Source organism: Aromatoleum toluclasticum ATCC 700605, assembly GCF_000378245.1.
GTDB classification, from domain to species: domain Bacteria; phylum Pseudomonadota; class Gammaproteobacteria; order Burkholderiales; family Rhodocyclaceae; genus Aromatoleum; species Aromatoleum toluclasticum.
In genome coordinates, this window is the sequence record NZ_KB899514.1 from 57,132 (window position 1) to 77,095 (window position 19,964).

The window sequence follows — 19,964 nt, forward strand, 5'->3', positions numbered from 1 at the left end:
GCGCTGTGAGTCGTGCCGGGCGGCTTAACCGAACAGGCGCGCGGGGATCAGTCGCCGCATCTGAACGCCGGCGACGCTCCGGAAACGCTCGCTGTGCAGGCCGATGCTGCCCGCGAAGCCGACCAGGCAACCGAGCAGGGTGTCGAAGAAACGCGCCTGAATCAGTTCGGTGGCCGAGCCGTGCCCCAGGGTCGCGGCCTCCGCCAGCAGGATGGTCAGCGGCGTGATGAAGATCGCGGCGAAGCCATAGTGGCGCACCACGGCAGTTTCGACCACGAAGGCCAGCCCGATCATCACGAGCGAAATCGACCACTTGTCCAGCGGCAGGCTCAGCAGCCCCCACGACACGAGCATGCCGATGGCCGTACCGAGCAAACGATGGATCTGCTTGTCCCACACGGCGCGCAGGTTCATGCCCTGCATCACCGCGAGGCAGCTCACTGGCACCCAGTAGGCGCGCTCGAGCTGCAGCATTTGCGCGAGCGCCAGCGACACGCCGACGCACAGGCCGATCACGACCGAGTCGAACACCACGAAATCGAAGGTCGGCGCGGGCAGCGGCTGGATCGGCTTGGGGTCGCGCCAGCGCAGGATGTACACGCTGTAGAAGAACGCGATCAGGCTCGCCAGCAGGCAGCCCATTGCGATCAGGCCGACCTTGAGCGGCACATCCAGTATGTCGCCGGGCGAATACGCGCCGATCGACGCCGCCATGATGAAGAACAGGCTCCCCGGCGGGCCGACGCGGTAGAAACGGCACACCATCGTGACGAGGATCGCGGTGAAGGTCAGCACCATCATCATGACCGGCGGAACGAGGTGGCTCATCACCCCCAGCGCGTAGCTGGCCGTCATCGCGAAGGCGCTCGCCATCAGCGCTACCATGCGGTGGTGCAGCGGCGTTTCCGGCAGATACAGGAACACCAGCCCGCCCAGCGACGAGATCAGACCGTAGTCCATGCGGTCGAACCAGGCCCCCACCATCAGCGGCAGGCCCGTGGCCAGGGCGGCGGCGAAGGGCATCTGCCACGGGCGGTCGCTCGGCTTGATCGTCATGAGCTGGCGCAGTTCTTCGCGAAGCAGCGCCGCGAGCCTGCTCCACCTGGCGGGGACTGTCATGGGTCAGGTTCTTCGAATTCGGACGTAAGGGTGCAAGAGTAGCGCACTTCCCCAGCGACGCTGATGCCGGCGCCGCACCGACACGAGGGGCGGCATGCGTTTGTCCCGCGAACCGATCGGGAAGGATTCCATCTAAATGGTTCCACCAACCCCAGGAAGGAGGAGTTCATGCATAACACGAAGAAAATGGTGGGGATTCTTGCGGGCGCCCTGCTCATGGCGGGCGCATCGCTGCCCGCGATGGCAGTCGAGATGACGTTCTTCATCACCAGCACGGGCCCCGGCAACGGCGCCAATCTCGGCGGGCTGGAAGGTGCCGATCGGCATTGCCAGACACTCGCGGCAGCGGCCGGTGCAGGGAAGCGCACGTGGCGCGCCTATCTCAGCACGCAGGCCGCGGCGCTCAATGACACGAAGGTCGTGCACGCGCGCGACCGCATCGGCACCGGCCCCTGGTTCAACGCCAAGGGGGTGCTGATCGCGCGCAATGTCGACGAACTGCACTCGCCACACTCCAACCTGACCAAGGCCACCCTGGTGGACGAGAAGGGACAGATGGTGAATGGCCGCACCGAGAAGCCCAACCGCCACGACATCCTCACCGGCTCGCGACCGGACGGGACCGCCTTTCCGCCCAGCCCGCCATTCGATGACATGACCTGCGGCAACTGGACCAAGGGTGGCGAAGAGGGCACGGCGATGACCGGGCACCACGACCGCTCCGGCCCGACCGGTGACGCCTGGGCAACATCGTGGAACTCCGCACACCCGACACGCGGCGGCTGCAGCCAGAAGGCGCTGCAAAGCACGGGCGGCGACGGGCTGCTCTACTGCTTCGCGGAAAGATAGCGGCGCTACCCGAACGACCCGGCAAGCCAATATCGTTCGCCCCGGGCCTGTCGAAGCTCTGCGGAGCACGCCCTTCGACAAACCTGTCCTGAGCAAAGTCGAAGGGCTCGGGGCGAACCGATGGTGGTCCATCGAATTGCCGGGTCAGTAATAGTTGCCGCCCCCCAGCAAGCTCGCCGCCAGAGCGAACATCATGAACGCAATCAGCGCATCGAGCACGCGCCACGCCAACGCACGCTCGAACAACGGCGCCAGCACGCGAGCGCCGTAGGCCAGCGCGAAGAACCAGACCAGGCTGGCAGTGGCCGAGCCAGCACCGAAGAACCAGCGCCCGTGCTCACCGTGCTGGTTGGCGAGGCCGCCCAGCAGGATCACCGTGTCGAGATATACGTGCGGATTGAGGAAGGTGAAGCCGAGGCAGGTGGCGATGGCCGTGACGAGCGGGACCGGCCCGTTCGCTTCGACGCTCAGGTGCTCGCCATGCCAGGCGCGCCTTGCGGCCCGCCAGCCGTAAATGAGCAGGAAGGCCGCGCCGCCGTATCGCGCGACGTCCAGCATGACGGGGCTGGACTGGATCAGCGCCCCCAGGCCAGCGATGCCGGCGGCGATCAGCAGCGCGTCGGACAGCGCGCAGATCAGCGTGACGGGCAACAGGTGTTCGCGCCGGATGCCCTGTTGCAGCACGAAGGAATTCTGCGCGCCGATGGCGACGATGAGGGCCAGGGAGGCGAGGAATCCGGCGAGGAAATGGGCTTCCATGAGAGGCTCGATCAAGGTTGTGGAAGCCACTCTAGCGAGCGACAATCACGAAGCAAAACTAAACGTTTTAACTTACGGTTAATTTTTCTAATTCATGAAGATCGACAATGCCCAGCTCGCCGCCTTTTCCATGGTCATCCGGGAAGGTTCGTTCGAGGCGGCCGCACGGAAATTGCACGTCACGCCGTCGGCAGTAAGCCAGCGCATCAAGCAGCTGGAGGAGCGCCTGGGGCAGGTGCTGATCCAGCGCGCGAGCCCCTGTCGGGCCACCGACGCCGGGAAGACGCTGGTGCGCTACACGGAAGAGCTGGCCTTGCTCGAAGCGGAGATGCTCGGCGCGCTGGGCAGCGCCGACGGGGCGACGCAGGCTTGCCTGCGGATGCCGATCGCGGTCAATGCCGACTCGCTCGACAGCTGGTTTCTCGCCGTCTTCGACGCGATGCCGGCCGAACCGCCGATCGCCTTCGATCTCCGAGTGGAGGACCAGGACCACTCGGCCGCCTTGCTGCGCGAGGGGACGGTCATGGCGGCCGTGAGCGCCAGCGCAACCCCCATCCAGGGATGCACGGCGGAAGCCCTGGGGGTCATGCGCTACCTTGCCGTGACCTCGCCCATGCACGTCGCCCGGCACTTCGCCGCCGGCGTGGATGCCGCCAGCCTGAACAGCGCGCCGATGTTGCGCTTCAACCTCAAGGACGGCCTGCAGCAGCAGTTCATCGCGCGCTTCACGACGGACGCATTGCAGCCGCCGACCCACATGGTCCCCTCGGTGCATGGCTTCGTCGCGCTGGCCAAGCGCGGGCTGGGCTGGGGCTTGGTGCCGGAGCATTTTGCGTTGCCGGCCATCGCGGCCGGCGAACTGGTCGAGATCGACCCCGGGCAATATCTGGACGTGCCACTCCACTGGCACCGCTGGCGCCTGGGATCACAGGCCCTCGACGCACTGACGTCCGCAGTGCGCGCGGTCGCCCGGAATGCCTTGCGCCAGCAACCGCAAGAGTGGCTGCTGGCGGGCCCGGGTTAGCTGCGCCTCTTCATCGTGGCACTGCGGCCGACGGCAAGGGCGGCATCAAGCCCGCGGCGAGGGGCGGCAGTTTCAGCATGCCTCCCGTCTGCGCCTTGATGCCGTATTGCGCGGCGAGGTAGTCGAGGATCTCGCCCTCGAACGCACCGAGGTCGAACAAACCCTGGGTCCGTTGCATCCACCGGATCGTTTCGACCCAACCCTCCCGCGTCTTGCCGGATTGCGTCACCACCTTCGCGGAGTGGCACAGCGTGCAGTAGGACTTGACGATCGGAAAACCGGGCGCAATGGCGAGCCCGGTTTCCGCATCGGTCGCCGGCGCCGAGGCGCCCTGCGCATGTGCTGCCGGCAAGGCCAGCACCAGCAGGAGTGCGCCCAGCGTATTGCGGAGGAAATTCGGCTTCATCGCCCTCCTCCTCAGACGCTGCGCAGGGCGATGCGATGGATCTGGTTATTGCCGTAGCCGCCGGTGTTCCAGCCCGGGGCGACGATCGGCTGCGTGAGCCCGCTGTCATCCGTCGCCCGCGCCCAGATTTCGTAGTAACCCTTCTTCGGCAGTTTCAGCGCGATGCGGAAACGGGTTGGCGCGAAGCGGTTGCGCGGCCGACCGAGCTTCGCCGGAAGCCAGCTCTGGCCGAAATCGTAGGACACTTCGACGCTGCGGAGGCCGCGTTCGCCGTTCCATGCCTGGCCGCGGACCTCGATCTCGGTGCCCAGCGGGTGCTGGCTGCCCGACTGCGGGAAGGTGATCAGCGACTTGACCGGCATCTTTTCCAGGATGCAATAGTCGTCCGACTGCTCGCCTGGCGCGATCGGATTGCAGGCGACGCGGTAGTCGTGGCCGCCCATCTTGGTGCCGTCATGCACCTTGTCGCGCACCGCGATGCGCTTCAGCCACTTGCCGGTGACCGAGCCCGGCACGCCGCCGGCCACCAGACGCAGCGGGAAGCCGTGCACCTGACGCAGCGGTTCGCCGTTCATGGCCCAGGCCAGCAGGGTCTCGTCCTCCATCGCCTTGGCGATCGGGCAACCGCGCGAGATCACCGGGCGCGAGCTGTCACCCGACAGATGCCGGTCGTCACCCTCGTAACCGATATAGACGGCCTTGTCGGTGACGCCTACTTCGCGCAGCACGTCGGCAAGGCGCACGCCGGTCCACTCCGGAAAGCCGACGCCCCCGTAAGTCCATTGACTGCCCTTACCCGGCGGCTGGAAGCCCGCCCGGCCATTGCCGCCGCATTCGAGCCCGATCTGCAGCGTCACCGCCTTGAAGCGCGACTTGAGTTCCTTCAGCGTGAACTCGCGTGGCGCCGTGACTGCCTCGCCGTCGATGCGCAGCACCCAGCTGTCGGGATCGGCGACTGGTGCGGGAACCAGGCCGTTGTTGCGTACGAACAGCTTGTCGACCGGCGTGACATCGTCGTCGAGCAGATGCGCCGGCGTCTCGGCGACGAAGGGTCGGTCGCCCAGAATGATGAGGTCGGGGCGCTTGCCGAAGGCCTCCAGCGAATCCTTGCCCGGCGCATCGCCTTCTGCCAATGCGACCGGAATGAGGCCGTCCGGCAGGAAGCGGCCGAACGGCAAGTGCGCGCCGATCGCGGCCGATACCGCCAGCAGCGTTCCCTTGCGGATGAAGCCGCGACGCCCGGGCAAGGCCGGCGTGTCTGCGCCATCGGATTCCGGGTGGCTTGCAGGCAAGGCCTGGGGCTGATCGTTTGTCTTCATGATTTCTCCTGTTGGACGTGGCGAATTCGCACGCAACTACGCCGCATGGGCCGACTCGCGTGGACCGCCATCATTTTTTGCCGCATTGACCGTACGCGGGCCCGTGGCAGGCGATGCCCGTGCACCGGGGCATCGCCTCGCGTCATTCCTGGCGCCGGCAATGCCTAGCGCTGGAAATAACCGACTCCGACCAGTTTTCCGTCGACCGCGCGGAAGTAGCTGTGCTTCTTTTCGACCTTGCCGGTCGTCGGGTTCTGCCAGCTATAGTCGAGTTCGCCGTCACCCTTCTTCGCCGCGAGCTTGACCATCTCGGTGACGATCGGCTTGCCGTTCGGGTCGCGCACCTCGAAACCGTTGCTGCCGACAAGGGCCGGCGTCGCACCATGCGCAAGAAACCGGCCGTCCGCCATGTCGATCACGAAGACGTACAGGTCATCGTGGACGAAAGGTCCGTCGAGCCGCTGGAACTGCGCCAGCGCGCCCTTCGCATCGGCCTTCATCGCCTTGATCGCATCCTTGAGCAAGGCCTTGGCCTGGAACGGGGTGGCACGGGGCGGGTAGAAACCGACCGCGACGACAATCTCGCCGACCTTGCGGAACAGGGTCAGCTTCGGCTCGCCGCGGCTGTCGGCGGGATTGAACCAGCGGTACTCGACCTGCCCGCCACCCTTGGCTTTCGCCAGTTCGATCATCTCGCGAAAGAACGCCTTGCCGTCGACGTCGGTGTAGGCGAGCACGTTGTCGCCGATCAGCGCAGCCGACGAACCGCCGCTCGCGAGGAAGCGGCCGTCCATGCGCACCGCATAGGCGTAAAGGTCGCGATCGACGAAAGCCGCCTGGCGACTGAAGTCGGCGGTCCCTTTTTCGCCCGTTTGCTCGATGTGCTTGACCGCACGCTCCAGCAGCGCGGTGGCGCGCTTGCCGAGTTCGCTGTCGAACAGGCGGATCGACTCGGCGTCGGCCGCATGGGCGAGTGACGGCAGAAAGCCCGTACCCAGGGCGAGGCCCAGCGTGAGAACGAGTGCGCGGACTGGAGCAGACATCGTCGAACCTCTTGAGAATGCTGTTTCGGTTGTTGTTTTCTCCCGGCAACGCAGGCGTGCGCGATGCACGCTTGCGTTGCCGGGCGGGTGTCGCTCAGTAGCCGAGCATCTGCGGCAGCCACAGCGAGAGTTGCGGCACGAAGGCGATCAGGAAGATCGCGGCCGTCGAGGCGAGCACGAAGGGGTGGATGCGCCCGACGATTTCCTCGACCGTCGAACCGCCGATCCCGGATGCGACAAACAGGTTTTCGCCCAGCGGCGGCGTCTGGAAGCCGACCGACAGCGTGCAGATCACGACGATGCCGACGTGGGTGGGGTCTGCGCCCATCATGTACATCACCGGCAGCAGCACCGGCACCAGGATCATGATCGCGGCGAGCGTTTCCATGAACATGCCGACGAAGAGCAGGAACACGATGATCAGTGTCCAGATCATGTAAGCGTTGTCGGTGAGGCTCAGCAGCGACTCCGCGATCGTCGCGGGGATGCGCTGTTCAACGAGCAACCGCCCGAACACCACCGCCGCGAACAGGATCAACAGCACGCGGCCGGTGATCCACGTCGTGGTCCTCAGCGAGTTCAGGATCGCGGCGAACTTGAGCTCGCGGTGCAGCACGAGGCCGACGAAGAGCGTGTAGAAGATCGCGACGATGGCCGACTCGGTCGGGGTAAACAGCCCGGTGTAGATGCCGCCGAGGATGATCACGGGCGCCAGCACGGACCACGTGCCCCTGCGCAGCGCCTGGCCGATGTCACCGTACGACCATTTCTCGGTCAGTCCGCGATAGCCGCGCTTGTTCGAGATCAGGTAGTTCGTGATCAGCAGGGAGCTCGCCATGATGATGCCCGGGATGACGCCGGCAACGAACAGCTTGGGGATCGACAGCGACGCGAACTGGCCGTACTTCTCGATGGCGTCGGACGGCGGGGCCATGCCGAGCGCCGAGATACCGAAGATCACCATCGGGATCGACGGCGGGATGATGATGCCCAGACCGCCCGAGGCGGCCGTCACTGCCGAGGCGTAGCTGCGTTCGTACTTGCGGTTGACCATCGCCGGGATCATCAGCATGCCGACGGCGGCGGTCGTGGCCGGCCCCGAGCCCGAGATCGCGCCGAAGAACAGGCAGGCGAGCACCGTCGCCGCACCGAGGCCGCCGGTGATCGGCCCGGCCAGGGATTCGGCGATGTCCACGAGCCGCTTCGAGATACCGGAGGCCTCCATCAGCGCACCGGCGAGAACGAAGGCCGGCAGCGCCATCAGGGGAAAACTGCCCACCGAGGTGAAGGCGATCTGCACGAAGGCGATGGGATTCTTCCCCAGCACCAGGAAGGCGACCATCGCCGCGCCGGCCAGCGAGACCGTGATCGGGGCCCCCAGCAGCAACAGCGCGAAAAAGCCCCCGAACAGGATTTCTACGACATACGATTCCATTGTCTTGTCTCCGCGGAGGGGCCGGGTCAGGCATTCGCCGCGGCGGCAGCGCGTTTCAGGTTCTCGAGTTCCTCGGCTTCCGGATCGAGAATCTCGACGCCCTTGAACAGCGACAGATAGTTGTTCCACAGGATGCGGATCGACATCAGCGTGAAGGCGATCGGCAGGATCATGTAGAAGTACTTCATCGGCAATCCGATGGTCTGCGACTTCCAGAACAGATTCATGCGGTTGAAGACGAAGTCGTAGCTCAGGAAGGCGAAATAGAGGTTGAAGCCGACCCACAGCAGATCCGCGATCGCCTCGCTGACCTTCTTCACGATCGGCGGGAAGAACTTGAAGTGGAAGGCCACGCGGTTGTGCGCCGACATCTTGGCCGCCACGCAGGCGCCGAGGTAGGCAAACCAGACGAAGAGATAGGTCGCGAGTTCTTCACCCCAGGGCAGGGAGTACTGGAAGAACTGGCGCAACAGGATCTGGACGAAGAGCAACACGACGAAGAACGCCAGCAGCGCCTCGCACAGATACTCTTCGATGTTGCTGATGAACTTGAGAAAGATGCGCCCTACGGCCATGACAGACTCCGGAAAATTCGGTGCGCCCGATTACGGCAGGATCGTCTCCGCCGCGATTCGGTCGGCCGGCACCGGCAAGGGTGTCCGGCAGCGGCGTGTTGTGCACAAGATCAGCGGTCGTCCGGATTGCCTTCGGCGTGCGGAGCGCGGCTCGCACCGCACGCCCGGCAGCCGGCGGCCGCTGCCGCCCGTGGTTCAGCGGCCGAGCACCTTCTGTGCGCGGTCGAGCTTTTCCTTGCCGCCGATGCTCTTGTAGAACTTCGGCCACACCGCGGTGGTCGCCTTGGCGATCCACTCCTTCTCGCCATTGGCCGGGTCACTGATCTGCATGCCGCGCGCCGCGAGATCCTTCTTGATCTTGTCTTCGGTTTCCAGCAGGTATTTGAAGCTGTGCTCGGTGGCTTCCTGGCCGGCCTCCAGAATCGCCTTCTGCACCTCGGGCTTCTGCGACTTGAAGACCGACTCGCTCACCACCAGCGGCTCGAGCGAGAAGATGTAGCGGATGTTGGTGATGTACTTCTGCACCTCGTAGAACTTCATCGCCGAGACGGTGATGTAGGGGTTGTCCTGCCCGTCCACGACGCGCTGCTGCAGGCCGGTGAAGGTTTCCGACCACGACATCGGGGTCGGGTTGATGCCCCACGCCTGATACGACGAAATCATGATCTCGTTCTTCGGTACGCGGATCACCAGACCCTTGAGATCTTCCAGCGTCTTGACCGGCCGCTTCGAATTGGTGAGCACGCGGAAGCCCGAATAGGCCCAGCCGACGATGCGTACGCCGGCATCGCGCACCGTGTTGTCGGTCAGCTCCTTGCCGATTTCACCCTGGGTGAGCTTCTTCGCTTCATCGGCGCTCTGGATCAGGTAGGGCATCGTCAGCAGACCGACCGTCGGCGAGAACGGGGTGATGTTGTTCACCGCGAGGATCGAGAAATCCAGCGTCCCCATCGCGGCGTTGTTGATCGTGTCTTCCTCACTGCCGAGTTGCCCGTTGGGGAACAGGTCTACCTTGTGCTTGCCGCCGGTCTTCTGCTGGAACAGCTTGGCGAAAGTCGTGCCGAGTTCCCACTGGGTGCCGCCCGCGGCATCGCCCACGGCCATCTTGAACGTCTCGGCCAGTGCGACAGGCGCGGTCACCAGCAGGCTGGCGGCGGCGACGAGCGGCATCAGTACGTTTTTGCTGAATTTCATTTCTGTCTCCTCGATCTCATTATGGTGTGGCAGGTCTTGCTGCCCGGGTGCATCAAGGTGCTGCTTGCGACGGTCTGTTACAGGACTTCATCCTTCATGTGATACCAGCGATACAACCACCACTGGCCGAAGCGGCGGAAGGGGGCGAACATTTCCGCTTCGACCATCTCGCGCAGGTTCGGGAAGGGCAGTTTCGAACGGAAGATCGGCAGTTCCGGTGTGCGGATGCCGGCGATGTTTTCGGCCAGCCGCCGGCCGGCCTGCGCCGAGTACATGACGCCGTTGCCGCCGTAACCGAGCGCGTAGTAGATGGTTTCCTTCGGGTTCGGCTGGAAGATGCGCGGCATCATGTCATGGGCGACATCCACCCAGCCCCACCACGAGTAGTCGATCTGGATGCCTTCGAGCGCCGGAAACTTGCGGTGCAGGTCGCGGATCAGGAACTGCCTGTACTTGTCCTGCGGCGCATCGTTGCCGGTGATGGCGCTGCGGCTGCCGATCTGCACGCGCCCATCGGGCAGCAGGCGGTAGTAGTGGCGCAGGATGCGCGTGTCGGTGATGACCTGGTTCGTGCGGAAATTGCACGCCGCGATCTCGGCCTTGGTCAGCGGGCGCGTGACGATGGAGTTCGACAGGATGGGCAGCAGGCGATTCTTGAGTTCGCGGTGCAGGCCGTTCGAGGTGTAGCCACCGGTCGCGATGCCGACCGCGCGGGCACGCACGATGCCGCCGGGCGTCTTCAGGTAATGCACGCCGTTCCTGGTCTCCCAGCCCATCACCGGGCTCGACGGGTGTACCTTCACACCCAGCGCGCGCGCCTTCTTCAGGTAGCCGAAGGCGAGCTTGCCGGCGTGGATGCCGATGCCCTCGGGCTCGTGCATCGCACCCGCGGCTTCCTTGTCGTCGACGTATTCGCGCTTGACGGTGTCGGCGTCGAGGATGCGGGCATCGTACTTGAAGACATCACGCAGGATCTTCGCCTCTTTCTCCAGCACCGGCATGACCTTCGGGCGATGCGCGATGTAGAGGTGGCCACCGGGCTGCGGTTCGCAGTCGATGTCCTTGATCATCTCCTTGAAGTACGCCATCGCGTCGCACACTTCCTCGTGCAGGCGCAGCGCGGTGTCGAGGCCGTAGCGTGCTATCCACTGCGAGCGCTTGAGCCGCCCCGAGGCGCACTGCGCCTGGCCGCCATTGCGCGTGCTGCAGCCCCAGGCCGTGCGGTTGGCCTCCAGCACGGTCGCCTTGATGCCGTGCTTCTCGGCAAGCGCGATCGCCGCGGTGAGCCCGGTGAAGCCGGAGCCGATGATCGCAACATCGACGTCGATGTCGTGCGTCACCGGGCCGTCGTCGGCGGGCGGCTCGCCGGCGGTACCGATCCAGTAGGTCGGCGCGTACTCGCGCCCCTGCCCCGGCGTGGCCGATACCAGCGGGTCGTAGGCCGGATCGTAGGGCTGCGCCGACGCTGTGGCGCGCACGCCGTCTACCACGATCCGCTTTTCTGCAATGGCTTCCATGTCCCGACTCCTGATATATCCAGGGATGCTCAGTTGCCAGCCTTGATGACCGGCGGGCGGTCCTTGCGGTAGGCGTTCTTTACCGCAATCTTGCCGTCGCGGAAGGTGAAGACGTCGACCATGCGCGCCTCGATGCGGGTGCCGTCGGCCTTGGTGCCGCTGAAGGTCGACTCCGATACGCCGCGGTCGCCGCACACGAAGTGCTCGCCGTCGAGCCAGGCGGCATCGGGGAAAGTCTGCCACGCGAGCTCGAAGCCGGCGCGTACCGCGTCGCGGCCGACGAAGCTCTTGCCGAACAGCTCCGGTCCGGCCACCGCATGGAACACGCAGTCCTCGGCCATGAAACCCATCAGGGCCTCGATGTCGTGACGGTTCCAGGCGTCGGCGAAGGCCTTCAGCGTCTCGGCGGTGGCTTCGCTGCGGATCGGGGTGGCGGTGAGGCTGCTCATGAAAGTGGGTCTCCGAAAGTCTGTTTTTTGGCTAATACGAAACGCTTCGTACCGTTTTTTGAAACTTTATTTACATTAGGACTGCGCCGCTACGCTGTCAAGCAAAATTTCAATTATCGGTACAAACTTTCATATTTTTTGAAATTTTGTACCGCAATGCACGATACTCACGCGATCCGGCCGGCCATCGGCGACGACGGCGAAGCCGCGAAACGGCGCGGCATTCGGCCGGCGAGAAAGGCCTCGCGCCCGGCCTGCACCGCCAGGCGCATCGCCCGCGCCATGCGCACCGGCTCGCGCGCATGGGCGATCGCGGTGTTCATCAGCACCCCGTCGCACCCCAGCTCCATCGCGATCGCCGCGTCGGAGGCGGTGCCCACGCCGGCATCGACGATCACCGGCACGCGCGCCTGCTCGATGATGAGCGACAGGTTCCACGGGTTGAGGATGCCCATCCCCGAACCGATCAGGCTCGCCAGCGGCATCACCGCCACGCAGCCGATGTCCTCGAGGATGCGCGCCTGGATCGGGTCGTCGCTGCAATACACCATCACCTCGAAACCGTCCTTCACCAGCGCCTCGGCCGCCTTCAGCGTCTCGGGCATGTTGGGGAACAGGGTCTTCTCGTCGCCGAGCACTTCCAGCTTGCACAGCTTGTGGCCGTCGAGCAGTTCACGCGCGAGCTGCAAGGTGTAGACCGCGTCCTTCGCATTGAAGCAGCCGCCGGTGTTGGGCAGGATGGTGAAGCGGTCCGGCGGCACCGCGTCGAGCAGGCTCGGTTCGTTGGCGTGCTGGCCGATGTTCACGCGCCGGATCGTGACCGTGACGATCCCGGTGCCGCTCGCATCGACCGCGGCACGCGTCTCGTCGAAGTCGCGGTACTTGCCGGTGCCCACGAGCAGACGCGACGCGTACGTCTTGCCGGCGATCGTGAGCCCGGCGTCGGTCGCGGCGGGCCGGATCTCGTCCGGGGTGTCGTTCAGCTTCATTCCGTTCGCTCCTCCACTATTTGTTTTCTAGCCGCCGCCGATCGCCACGACGACCTCGACGCGATCGTCGGGCTTCAGGATTCGACCCGGCCAATGCGGCGACGGCACCACCTCGCAGTTGATGGCGACCGCGACGCGCTTGCCGAGCAGATCCAGGCTCGCGATGAGGTCGTGCAGCGTCCGGCCGGCGATCAACACATGCGACGCCCCGTTCAGTTCTATCGTTACGCTTGCCATCGCCCCGCCTCCGTCAATGCGCTGCAATCAGGCGGGCGGCAAAGACCACCGCCAGCATGTACGTCGCCACGAACAGGGCTTCGCCAGACAGCAGCGCGATCGGCTTCCAGCCCAACTCGGCGAGTTTCTCGAGCGAGGTCTTCACGCCCAGCGCGGCGATCGAGATCACCAGGCACCAGCGCGACAGGGTCGAACTCGCCGCCACGACCTCGTGCGACAGCAGGCCCAGACTGTTGAGCGTCGCCAGCGCGCCGAAGGCAAGGAGGAAGAGCGGCAGGATCGGCGTCTTTTTGGCGTTGCCGCCGTTCTCCTTCTTGCGCTCGCCGTGGAACACCAGCGCGAGCACGACGACCACCGGCATCAGCATCGCAACGCGGAACATCTTCGCGAGCGTCGCCGCGTCGCCGACCTCGGGCGAGATGATCAGCCCGGCGCCGACCACCTGCGCGACGTCGTGGATCGAGCCGCCGAGGAAGAGCCCCGCCTCACTCACCGACAGCCCGGCGGCCTTCACCACCAGCGGGTACAGCACCATCGCGACGGTCGAGAAGATCGCGACGCCGATCGCGGTCAGCAGCGTGTAGCGCTCGGTCTCGCGCGTCGCAGGCAGCGTCGAGGAGATCGCGAGCGTCGCCGAGATGCCGCAGATGCCCGTGCCGCCGCCCGACAGCAGGCCCAGCAGCGGCGGCAGGCCGAGGATGCGGGCGAGCAGCAGGCCGAAGCCGATCGTGAGCACGACCGCGCCGACAAGCGCGCCGACGCCGATCAGCCCCAGGTCGCTCACGTCGCTGGCGACGATGCGCGCGCCGAGCAGCGCGACGCCGAAGCGCACGAGTTTCTTCGCAGAAAGCTCGATCCCCGGAATGCACTTGTCGCTGTCGGAAAGGAAGTGGAACGCGATGCCCAGCAGAAGCGCGTACAGGAATTGCGGTCCGCCGTAATGCTCGGACACGAAGGTCGCCGCAACGGCAATCACGGCGCACAGCATGAAGCCCGGCATCAGCACGCGCACTTCGCTGAACATCGCGGGCGGCGCAACGGTCGTTTGAGTGGTCATTGGATCGTGGTCCGGTGGGAATGACGGGCGGCACGGGGCGGCCGATGGAATGGCCGCCCCGTCGTCCTCAGGCACTACGAATCAAACGTAGTCCTTGTACTTGTCGAGGTGACGCACCGGCTTCGAGAGCGCGTCACGGCGGAACGGGTCGCCCAGTTCGCGCGTGCACATGATCTCGATGATGCAGGTCTTGCCGTGGTTCATCTGCAGGTCGATGGCCTTCTTCAGTGCCGGGCCGACGTCCTCCAGCCGATCCACGGTGATGCCCTCGGCGCCCATCGCCCGCGCGATTTCCGCAAAGCTCTGGTTGTCGAGTTCGCCCGCGACGAAACGGCGGTTGTAGAAGTCCACCTGGTTCTTCTTCTCCGCGCCCCACTGGCGGTTGTGGAACACCACCGCGGTCACCGGGATGTTGTGGCGCACGCAGGTCATGGTCTCCATCAGGCTCATGCCCCAGGCGCCGTCACCGGCGTAGGACACCGCCGGGCGATGCGGGGCTGCAACCTTGGCGCCGATGATGGTCGGGAAGGCGTAGCCGCAGTTGCCGAAGCTCATCGCGGCGAAGAAGCTGCGCGGCTTCTCGAAGCGCAGGTAGCTGTTGGCGACCGAGTTGATGTTGCCGATGTCGGTCGACACCATCACGTCTTCCGGCATCGCCTTCTCGAGCTCGCGCAGCACTTGGCGCGGATGCAGGTACTCGCCGCCGTTGAAGGTCTTTTCCTTGGCGTTTTCCTCGATCATGTCGAGGCTGAACGGGTCGCGCTCGTGCGTCCACTCGTCGAGCTCACGCTCCCACGCGGTCTTCTCTTCCTGCACCTTCGCGTAACGTTGCTCACGGTTGGCATCGCATTCGAGCGTGCGACCGGTCAGGCGCCACGTCAGTGCCTTGGCAGCAGCCTTCGCGTCGCCGCAAATGCCCACCGAGATCTTCTTCACCAGGCCCAGCATCTTGTTGTCGGCGTCGATCTGGATGATCTTGGCGTTCTTCGGCCAGTAGTCCATGCCGTGCTGCGGCAGCGTGCCGAAGGGTCCGAGGCGCGAACCCAGCGCCACGACCACGTCGGCCTGGCTGATCAGCTTCATCGCCGCCTTCGAGCCCTGGTAGCCGAGCGGGCCGCACCACAGCGGGTGGCTCGCGGGGAAGGAGTCGTTGTGCAGGTAGCTATTCACGACCGGAGCGCCCAGGCGCTCGGCGAGCGCCTTGCACTCCTCGACCGCGTCGGCCATCACCACGCCGCCGCCGGAGATGATCACCGGGAACTTCGCCTTCGACAGCAGTTCGGCCGCCTCGTCGAGGCTCTTCTCACCGCCCGCACCACGGTCGAGGCGGCTGGGCTTGGGGATCTCGCAGGTGATCTCGCCGTAGAAATAATCGCGCGGGATGTTGAGCTGGGTCGGGCCCATCTCGCTCATCGCGCGGTCGAAGCAGCGCCCGGTGTATTCGGCCATGCGCGCCGGGTTGGTCACGTGCCCCTGGTACTTGGTGAATTCCTGGAACATCGGCAGCTGGTTGCATTCCTGGAAGCCGCCCAGGCCCATGCCCATGGTGCCGGTCTCGGGGGTCACGATCACCACCGGGCTGTGCGCCCAATAGGCCGCCGCGATCGAGGTCACGCAGTTCGAAATGCCCGGGCCGTTCTGGCCGATCACCACGCCGTGGCGGCCGGAGACGCGCGAGAAGCCGTCGGCCATATGGCCGGCGCCCTGTTCATGCACCACCGGGATCAGGCGGATGCCGGCCGGCGCGAAGATGTCCATCGCGTCCATGAAAGCCGAACCCATGATCCCGAACATGTCGGTCACGCCATTGGCCACCATGGTTTCCACGAAAGCTTCGGACGGGGTCATCTTGTGCGGGCCGCTGACGACGGTGCGGCGGTCTTGTTCGCTCATTGCTGCTGTCTCCTTGTCGAGTGATCGCAAATTCAACATATCGTTTTCGGTACTTTTTGTTCCGATTTTCGATACTTGAATTCAATGTACGTCGGCGCACAGGAGGCGTCAAGACAAATTTCGTTTTTCTGAACCCGCCGTCTCTTTATTTGGAATACGCAAAAGATGGCAGCGCTCCGCCTCGCCTGTCGCAGGCACGGAACCTGGGGCGGAAAGACGCCACTCAATCATGGCCACGACTGGCGCTTGTCGTCTTGTCGTGCGTCCGGATGCAGCCGGCCTCATGCAGCGATTCGCCATTTCGATCTCAATTTACGATAAAGCTACGGCGGCGCCACGTATAGTTTCTATTTTCGGAACTTCTTGTATCTTTTAACGGAACGTGACTATCATGGATCGCACAAGCCCCCAGGAGACTGCCGTGACGGAAACCGCGCTCGACACCCCAAACCAGCTGGTTTCGGTCCGCTCGCTGTTCGGAATCGATTCCGACCTGCAGGTGCCCGCCTTCGGCATCCGCGACGACCACGTGCCGGAGATCGACGAGGCCTACCGCTTCAACCCCGACGTCACGCTCGCGATCCTCGCCGGCTTCACGCGCGACCGCCGCGTGATGGTCCAGGGCCTGCACGGCACCGGGAAATCGACCCACATCGAACAGGTCGCCGCGCGCCTGAACTGGCCCTGCGTGCGCGTGAACCTCGACGGCCACATCAGCCGCCTCGACCTCGTCGGCAAGGACGCAATCGTCGTGCGCGACGGCCGGCAGGTCACCGAATTCCAGGAAGGCATCGTGCCGTGGGCGTTGCAGCGTCCGGTCGCGCTGATCTTCGACGAATACGACGCCGGCCGCCCCGACGTGATGTTCGTGATCCAGCGCATCCTCGAGCGCGACGGCAAGTTCACGCTGCTCGACCAGAACCGCGTGATCCGCCCGCATCCCTTCTTCCGCCTGTTCGCCACCTCGAACACAGTGGGCCTGGGCAACCTCTCGGGCATGTACCACGGCACCCAGGTGCTCAACCACGCCCAGATCGACCGCTGGAACATCGTCGCGACGCTCAACTACCTGCCCGCCGACGAGGAAGTGGCGATCGTGCTCGCGCGCGTGCCGGCGAAGAACTACGAGAAGGGCCGCGCGCTCGTGCGCTCGATGGTCGCGGTCGCCGAGCTCACCCGCCAGGGCTTCGCCGCGGGCGACCTGTCGACGCTGATGTCGCCGCGCACCGTGATCACCTGGGCGGAGAACTGCGAGATCTTCCGCAACCCGGCGCTCGCCTTCCGGCTGTCCTTCCTCAACAAGTGCGACGAGGCCGAACGCCCCATCGTCGCCGAGTACTATCAGCGCTGCTTCGGCACGGAACTCGACGAATCCTGGATGCGCGAGGCCGCGGCGTGAGCAAGGCCCCCGCGCCCAACGCGCAGCAGAAGGCGAAGCGCCAGCAACGGGTCGAGGAACTGTGCGCGGCGACGCTGCGCGCGCTCACCGGCCGCCCCGCCCTGCACTACCGCGGGCGCCGCCTGTATGCGGGCGAACGCAGCGTACCCGTGCATGCGCCGCACCTACGCATCGACGCCGGCACCGACGCCTTCGCCGACTGCCGCGCCGCCGCCGACGGCATCGCCCTGCGCCTGCTGCATTCGGACCCCGCCCTGCACGCGCGCCTCGCCCCCGCCGACCCGGTCGAACGCCTCGTGTTCGAGCTGCTCGAACAACTGCGCGTCGAAACCCTCGCGCCCGCCACCATGCCCGGCATAGTGCACAACCTGCACGAGCGCTTCGTGAGCTGGTCGCGCGCCTTCTACCGCTCCGGTCTCACCGAGGGCAGCGTCGGCATCCTGCTGTACACCGTGGCGCAGATGTGCTGGTCGCGCCTCACCACGCGCCCCGTCCTCGAGGACACCGAGGATTACATCGAAAGCACCCGCATGGGCCTCGTCTCGGCGATGGGCACGTCCCTCGCGGGCATCCGCCGCCAGCGCCACGACCAAGCCGCCTTCGCGCCGCACGCGCTCGCGATCGCGCGCATCGTCGGCGAGCGCGTGCGGGCCGAGCAGGCCGCGGCCGAAGACGGGGAGGAGGCCGACCAGGACGAACCCGCCACGCGCGACTTCGCCCTGCTGCTCGACTTCGACGGCGACGGCGACGGCGACAACGGCATCGCCGCCGCGACTACCGGCACGAGCAAGGTGCTCGCCGACGCCGCCCTCGCCTACCGCGTATACACCACCCGTTTCGACACTGAAGTCGCCGCCGGCACGCTCGTGCGCCGCGCGCTGCTGCGCGAGTACCGCGAACGGCTGGATCGCTGCGTCGCCGAACAAGGCCTCAACCTCCCACGCCTCGCACGCCAGCTCGCCGCCGTCCTCACCCGCCCCACGCGCGACGGCTGGCGGTTCGGCGAAGAGGAAGGCCACATCGACGGCCGTCGCCTCGCGCAAGTCATCAGCTCGCCCGCCGAGCGCCGCGTCTTCCGCCAGGAACGCCACCTGCAGCAGTCCGACTGCATCGTCGGCCTGCTGCTCGACTGCTCCGGCTCGATGAAGGCGCACATCGAGCCGGTCGCGGTGATGATCGACGCGCTGCTGCGCGCCCTCGACATGATCGGCGTCGCAACCGAACTGCTGGGCTTCACCACCGGCACGTGGAACGGCGGGCGCGCGTATCGCGACTGGATGAGCCGCGGCCGGCCGCCGCACCCGGGGCGGCTCAACGAGGTCTGCCACATGGTGTTCAAGGACGCCGTGCGCAACTGGCGCCGCGCGCGCACCGACATCGCCGCCCTCTTCAAGGCCGACCTCTTCCGCGAAGGCATCGACGGCGAAGCGGTCGACTGGGCGTGCAACCGCCTGCTCGCCCGCCCCGAGGCCCGCCGCATCCTCATCGTGATCTCCGATGGCTGCCCCTCGGACAGCGCCACGGGGCTGGCCAACGACCCCTTCTACCTCGACAATCACCTCAAGGACGTCGTTGCACGGCGCAGCCGCGAAGGGGCAGTCGAGATCCTCGGCCTCGGCGTGGGCCTGGATCTGAGCCCCTTCTATCGCCGCAGCCTCGCGGCCGACCTGACGCAGGGGCTCGACAACACGCTCTTCCCCGAAATCGTGCAGCTCATCGGTGGCCACGCCCACCGCTGAGCGCGCCCATCCACCGACCAGGAGACCGGCAAAGCATGGCAAAGACCCGCATGGTGGTGCAGTTCGGCATGGGGACCTCGATCCGCAGCCAGGACTACACCCAGGCCGCAGCACGCGCAATCCGCGACGCGCTGTGGCACAACTCCCTCAACGTCGCCTCGGCCTTCGGCTTCCCCAAGGAAGAGATGCTGATCGACGTCGAGATCGGCGTGCAGAAACCCGAAGCCGTCGAGCTCGCGCCGCTGCTCGAAGTCTTCCCCTATGGCAAGCCCACGATCAGGGTCGTGCCTGGCGGGCTCGACATCCCCAAGCACGACGGCACCGGCGTCACCGTGATCGCCAACGCCGCCGTCATCGTCTCCTTCGACCTGGAGCCCGCCCATGCCTGAAAAGCGCCTGATCCTCGAAATGGGCACCGGCAACGACATCCTCGGCGGCGACTACACCAAGGCCGCCTGCCGCGCCGTGCAGGACGCCCTGCACCACTCCGTGATGCCGCTGTTCCGCACCCTGGGCTACGACACCCAGGACATGCGCGTGCAGGTCACGATCGGCGTGCAGCGCCCGGAACTGGTCGACGCCGAAGTCGTGCGCGCCGAACTCCCGCGCGGTCGCCCCGAGGTCAAGGTGGTCTTCGGCGGCCTCGACGTGCATCACCCCGAGCAGGACATGCTCCACGTCGTCGCCACCGCCGCCATCGAGGCCTGGCTGCCGATCGAGTCGGATGCATGGCGGCTGGTGCCGGCGCGGGAGTGATGCCCGACGGGCGGGGAGCGTGGCGTTGCGAGGGTTGGCTGGCGGGAGCCGACCCGAAGCGGGAGTTGAACTTTTCCGAAAGGAGACGTTAGCTTGACGGCAAGGCGCCCTTTGCCTTCAACGCATCTTTGGCTATCTGGATGCGCAGCGGGAGATCCTTGGCATCGCGGGTGGCAAGGTTCAGAGCGAAAATCCAGATGTCGTC

At 65.7% G+C, this 19,964-nt stretch carries 20 protein-coding genes; 6 read left to right on the forward strand and 14 right to left on the reverse strand.

From position 1 onward, the window contains the following. Positions 1–24 precede the first annotated feature (24 nt). The gene (locus F464_RS0125840) at positions 25–1,119 is read right to left on the reverse strand and encodes an FUSC family protein (protein ID WP_018992768.1); all 1,095 of its coding nucleotides are present in this window, start codon (positions 1,117–1,119) and stop codon (positions 25–27) included. Between the two features lie 168 nt (positions 1,120–1,287). Between F464_RS0125840 and F464_RS0125845 the strand changes: the two genes are divergently transcribed. Then, a complete protein-coding gene (locus F464_RS0125845; protein WP_018992769.1) occupies positions 1,288–1,968 on the forward strand; it encodes a hypothetical protein in 681 nt (226 codons plus the stop codon). A 144-nt stretch (positions 1,969–2,112) separates the two neighbouring features. On the opposite strand, the gene F464_RS0125850 is transcribed toward F464_RS0125845, so the two are convergent. Continuing rightward, positions 2,113–2,727 carry a LysE/ArgO family amino acid transporter gene (locus F464_RS0125850; protein ID WP_018992770.1) on the reverse strand — a complete coding sequence of 205 codons (615 nt, stop codon included), beginning with the start codon at positions 2,725–2,727 and terminating at the stop codon, positions 2,113–2,115. Positions 2,728–2,821: 94 nt separating this feature from the next. Here F464_RS0125850 and F464_RS0125855 point away from each other — a divergent pair, with 94 nt between their 5' ends. Continuing rightward, on the forward strand, positions 2,822–3,751 hold the full coding sequence (locus tag F464_RS0125855) for a LysR family transcriptional regulator ArgP (protein WP_018992771.1): 930 nt from the start codon (positions 2,822–2,824) through the stop codon (positions 3,749–3,751). A 10-nt stretch (positions 3,752–3,761) separates the two neighbouring features. Here the strand turns inward: F464_RS0125855 and F464_RS29640 are convergent, their stop codons facing one another. The 12 genes from F464_RS29640 to xsc form a co-directional block, all read right to left on the reverse strand. Continuing rightward, positions 3,762–4,157 carry a hypothetical protein gene (locus tag F464_RS29640; RefSeq protein WP_018992772.1) on the reverse strand — a complete coding sequence of 132 codons (396 nt, stop codon included), beginning with the start codon at positions 4,155–4,157 and terminating at the stop codon, positions 3,762–3,764. Positions 4,158–4,168: 11 nt separating this feature from the next. Continuing rightward, complete coding sequence (locus tag F464_RS0125865) at positions 4,169–5,476, reverse strand: sulfite oxidase (RefSeq protein WP_018992773.1); 1,308 nt, start codon at positions 5,474–5,476, stop codon at positions 4,169–4,171. 164 nt (positions 5,477–5,640) lie between these two features. Beyond that, positions 5,641–6,519, reverse strand: a complete 879-nt coding sequence (locus tag F464_RS0125870) for a cache domain-containing protein (RefSeq protein WP_018992774.1) — start codon at positions 6,517–6,519, stop codon at positions 5,641–5,643. Positions 6,520–6,613: 94 nt separating this feature from the next. Beyond that, on the reverse strand, positions 6,614–7,954 hold the full coding sequence (locus F464_RS0125875) for a TRAP transporter large permease (protein ID WP_018992775.1): 1,341 nt from the start codon (positions 7,952–7,954) through the stop codon (positions 6,614–6,616). Between the two features lie 26 nt (positions 7,955–7,980). Continuing rightward, positions 7,981–8,529, reverse strand: a complete 549-nt coding sequence (locus F464_RS0125880; protein ID WP_018992776.1) for a TRAP transporter small permease — start codon at positions 8,527–8,529, stop codon at positions 7,981–7,983. Positions 8,530–8,724: 195 nt separating this feature from the next. Beyond that, the gene (locus F464_RS0125885) at positions 8,725–9,723 is read right to left on the reverse strand and encodes a TRAP transporter substrate-binding protein (protein ID WP_018992777.1); all 999 of its coding nucleotides are present in this window, start codon (positions 9,721–9,723) and stop codon (positions 8,725–8,727) included. Positions 9,724–9,800: 77 nt separating this feature from the next. Further along, positions 9,801–11,240: an NAD(P)/FAD-dependent oxidoreductase gene (locus F464_RS0125890; protein WP_018992778.1), complete on the reverse strand. Its 1,440-nt coding sequence runs from the start codon at positions 11,238–11,240 to the stop codon at positions 9,801–9,803. 29 nt (positions 11,241–11,269) lie between these two features. After that, on the reverse strand, positions 11,270–11,689 hold the full coding sequence (locus F464_RS0125895) for a nuclear transport factor 2 family protein (protein WP_018992779.1): 420 nt from the start codon (positions 11,687–11,689) through the stop codon (positions 11,270–11,272). Positions 11,690–11,856: 167 nt separating this feature from the next. Next, positions 11,857–12,678, reverse strand: a complete 822-nt coding sequence (locus tag F464_RS0125900) for a thiazole synthase (RefSeq protein WP_018992780.1) — start codon at positions 12,676–12,678, stop codon at positions 11,857–11,859. Between the two features lie 27 nt (positions 12,679–12,705). After that, on the reverse strand, positions 12,706–12,915 hold the full coding sequence (gene thiS, locus F464_RS31470) for a sulfur carrier protein ThiS (protein ID WP_018992781.1): 210 nt from the start codon (positions 12,913–12,915) through the stop codon (positions 12,706–12,708). A 13-nt stretch (positions 12,916–12,928) separates the two neighbouring features. Continuing rightward, the gene (locus F464_RS0125910; RefSeq protein ID WP_018992782.1) at positions 12,929–13,939 is read right to left on the reverse strand and encodes a YeiH family protein; all 1,011 of its coding nucleotides are present in this window, start codon (positions 13,937–13,939) and stop codon (positions 12,929–12,931) included. Between the two features lie 114 nt (positions 13,940–14,053). Then, positions 14,054–15,865 carry a sulfoacetaldehyde acetyltransferase gene (gene xsc, locus F464_RS0125915; protein WP_018992783.1) on the reverse strand — a complete coding sequence of 604 codons (1,812 nt, stop codon included), beginning with the start codon at positions 15,863–15,865 and terminating at the stop codon, positions 14,054–14,056. A 421-nt stretch (positions 15,866–16,286) separates the two neighbouring features. On the opposite strand from xsc, the gene F464_RS0125920 reads away from it, so the two are divergent. From F464_RS0125920 to F464_RS0125935, 4 genes are read left to right on the forward strand one after another with little or no spacing between them, the layout of a single operon-like run. Next, positions 16,287–17,264: an AAA family ATPase gene (locus F464_RS0125920; protein ID WP_018992784.1), complete on the forward strand. Its 978-nt coding sequence runs from the start codon at positions 16,287–16,289 to the stop codon at positions 17,262–17,264. Next, the gene (locus F464_RS0125925) at positions 17,261–19,003 is read left to right on the forward strand and encodes a cobaltochelatase CobT-related protein (RefSeq protein ID WP_018992785.1); all 1,743 of its coding nucleotides are present in this window, start codon (positions 17,261–17,263) and stop codon (positions 19,001–19,003) included. Before F464_RS0125920 ends, F464_RS0125925 begins: the two co-directional genes overlap by 4 nt. 35 nt (positions 19,004–19,038) lie before the next feature. Next, complete coding sequence (locus F464_RS0125930; protein ID WP_018992786.1) at positions 19,039–19,392, forward strand: Lin0512 family protein; 354 nt, start codon at positions 19,039–19,041, stop codon at positions 19,390–19,392. Continuing rightward, positions 19,385–19,759 carry a Lin0512 family protein gene (locus F464_RS0125935; RefSeq protein WP_018992787.1) on the forward strand — a complete coding sequence of 125 codons (375 nt, stop codon included), beginning with the start codon at positions 19,385–19,387 and terminating at the stop codon, positions 19,757–19,759. Before F464_RS0125930 ends, F464_RS0125935 begins: the two co-directional genes overlap by 8 nt. Positions 19,760–19,964: the final 205 nt, after the last annotated feature.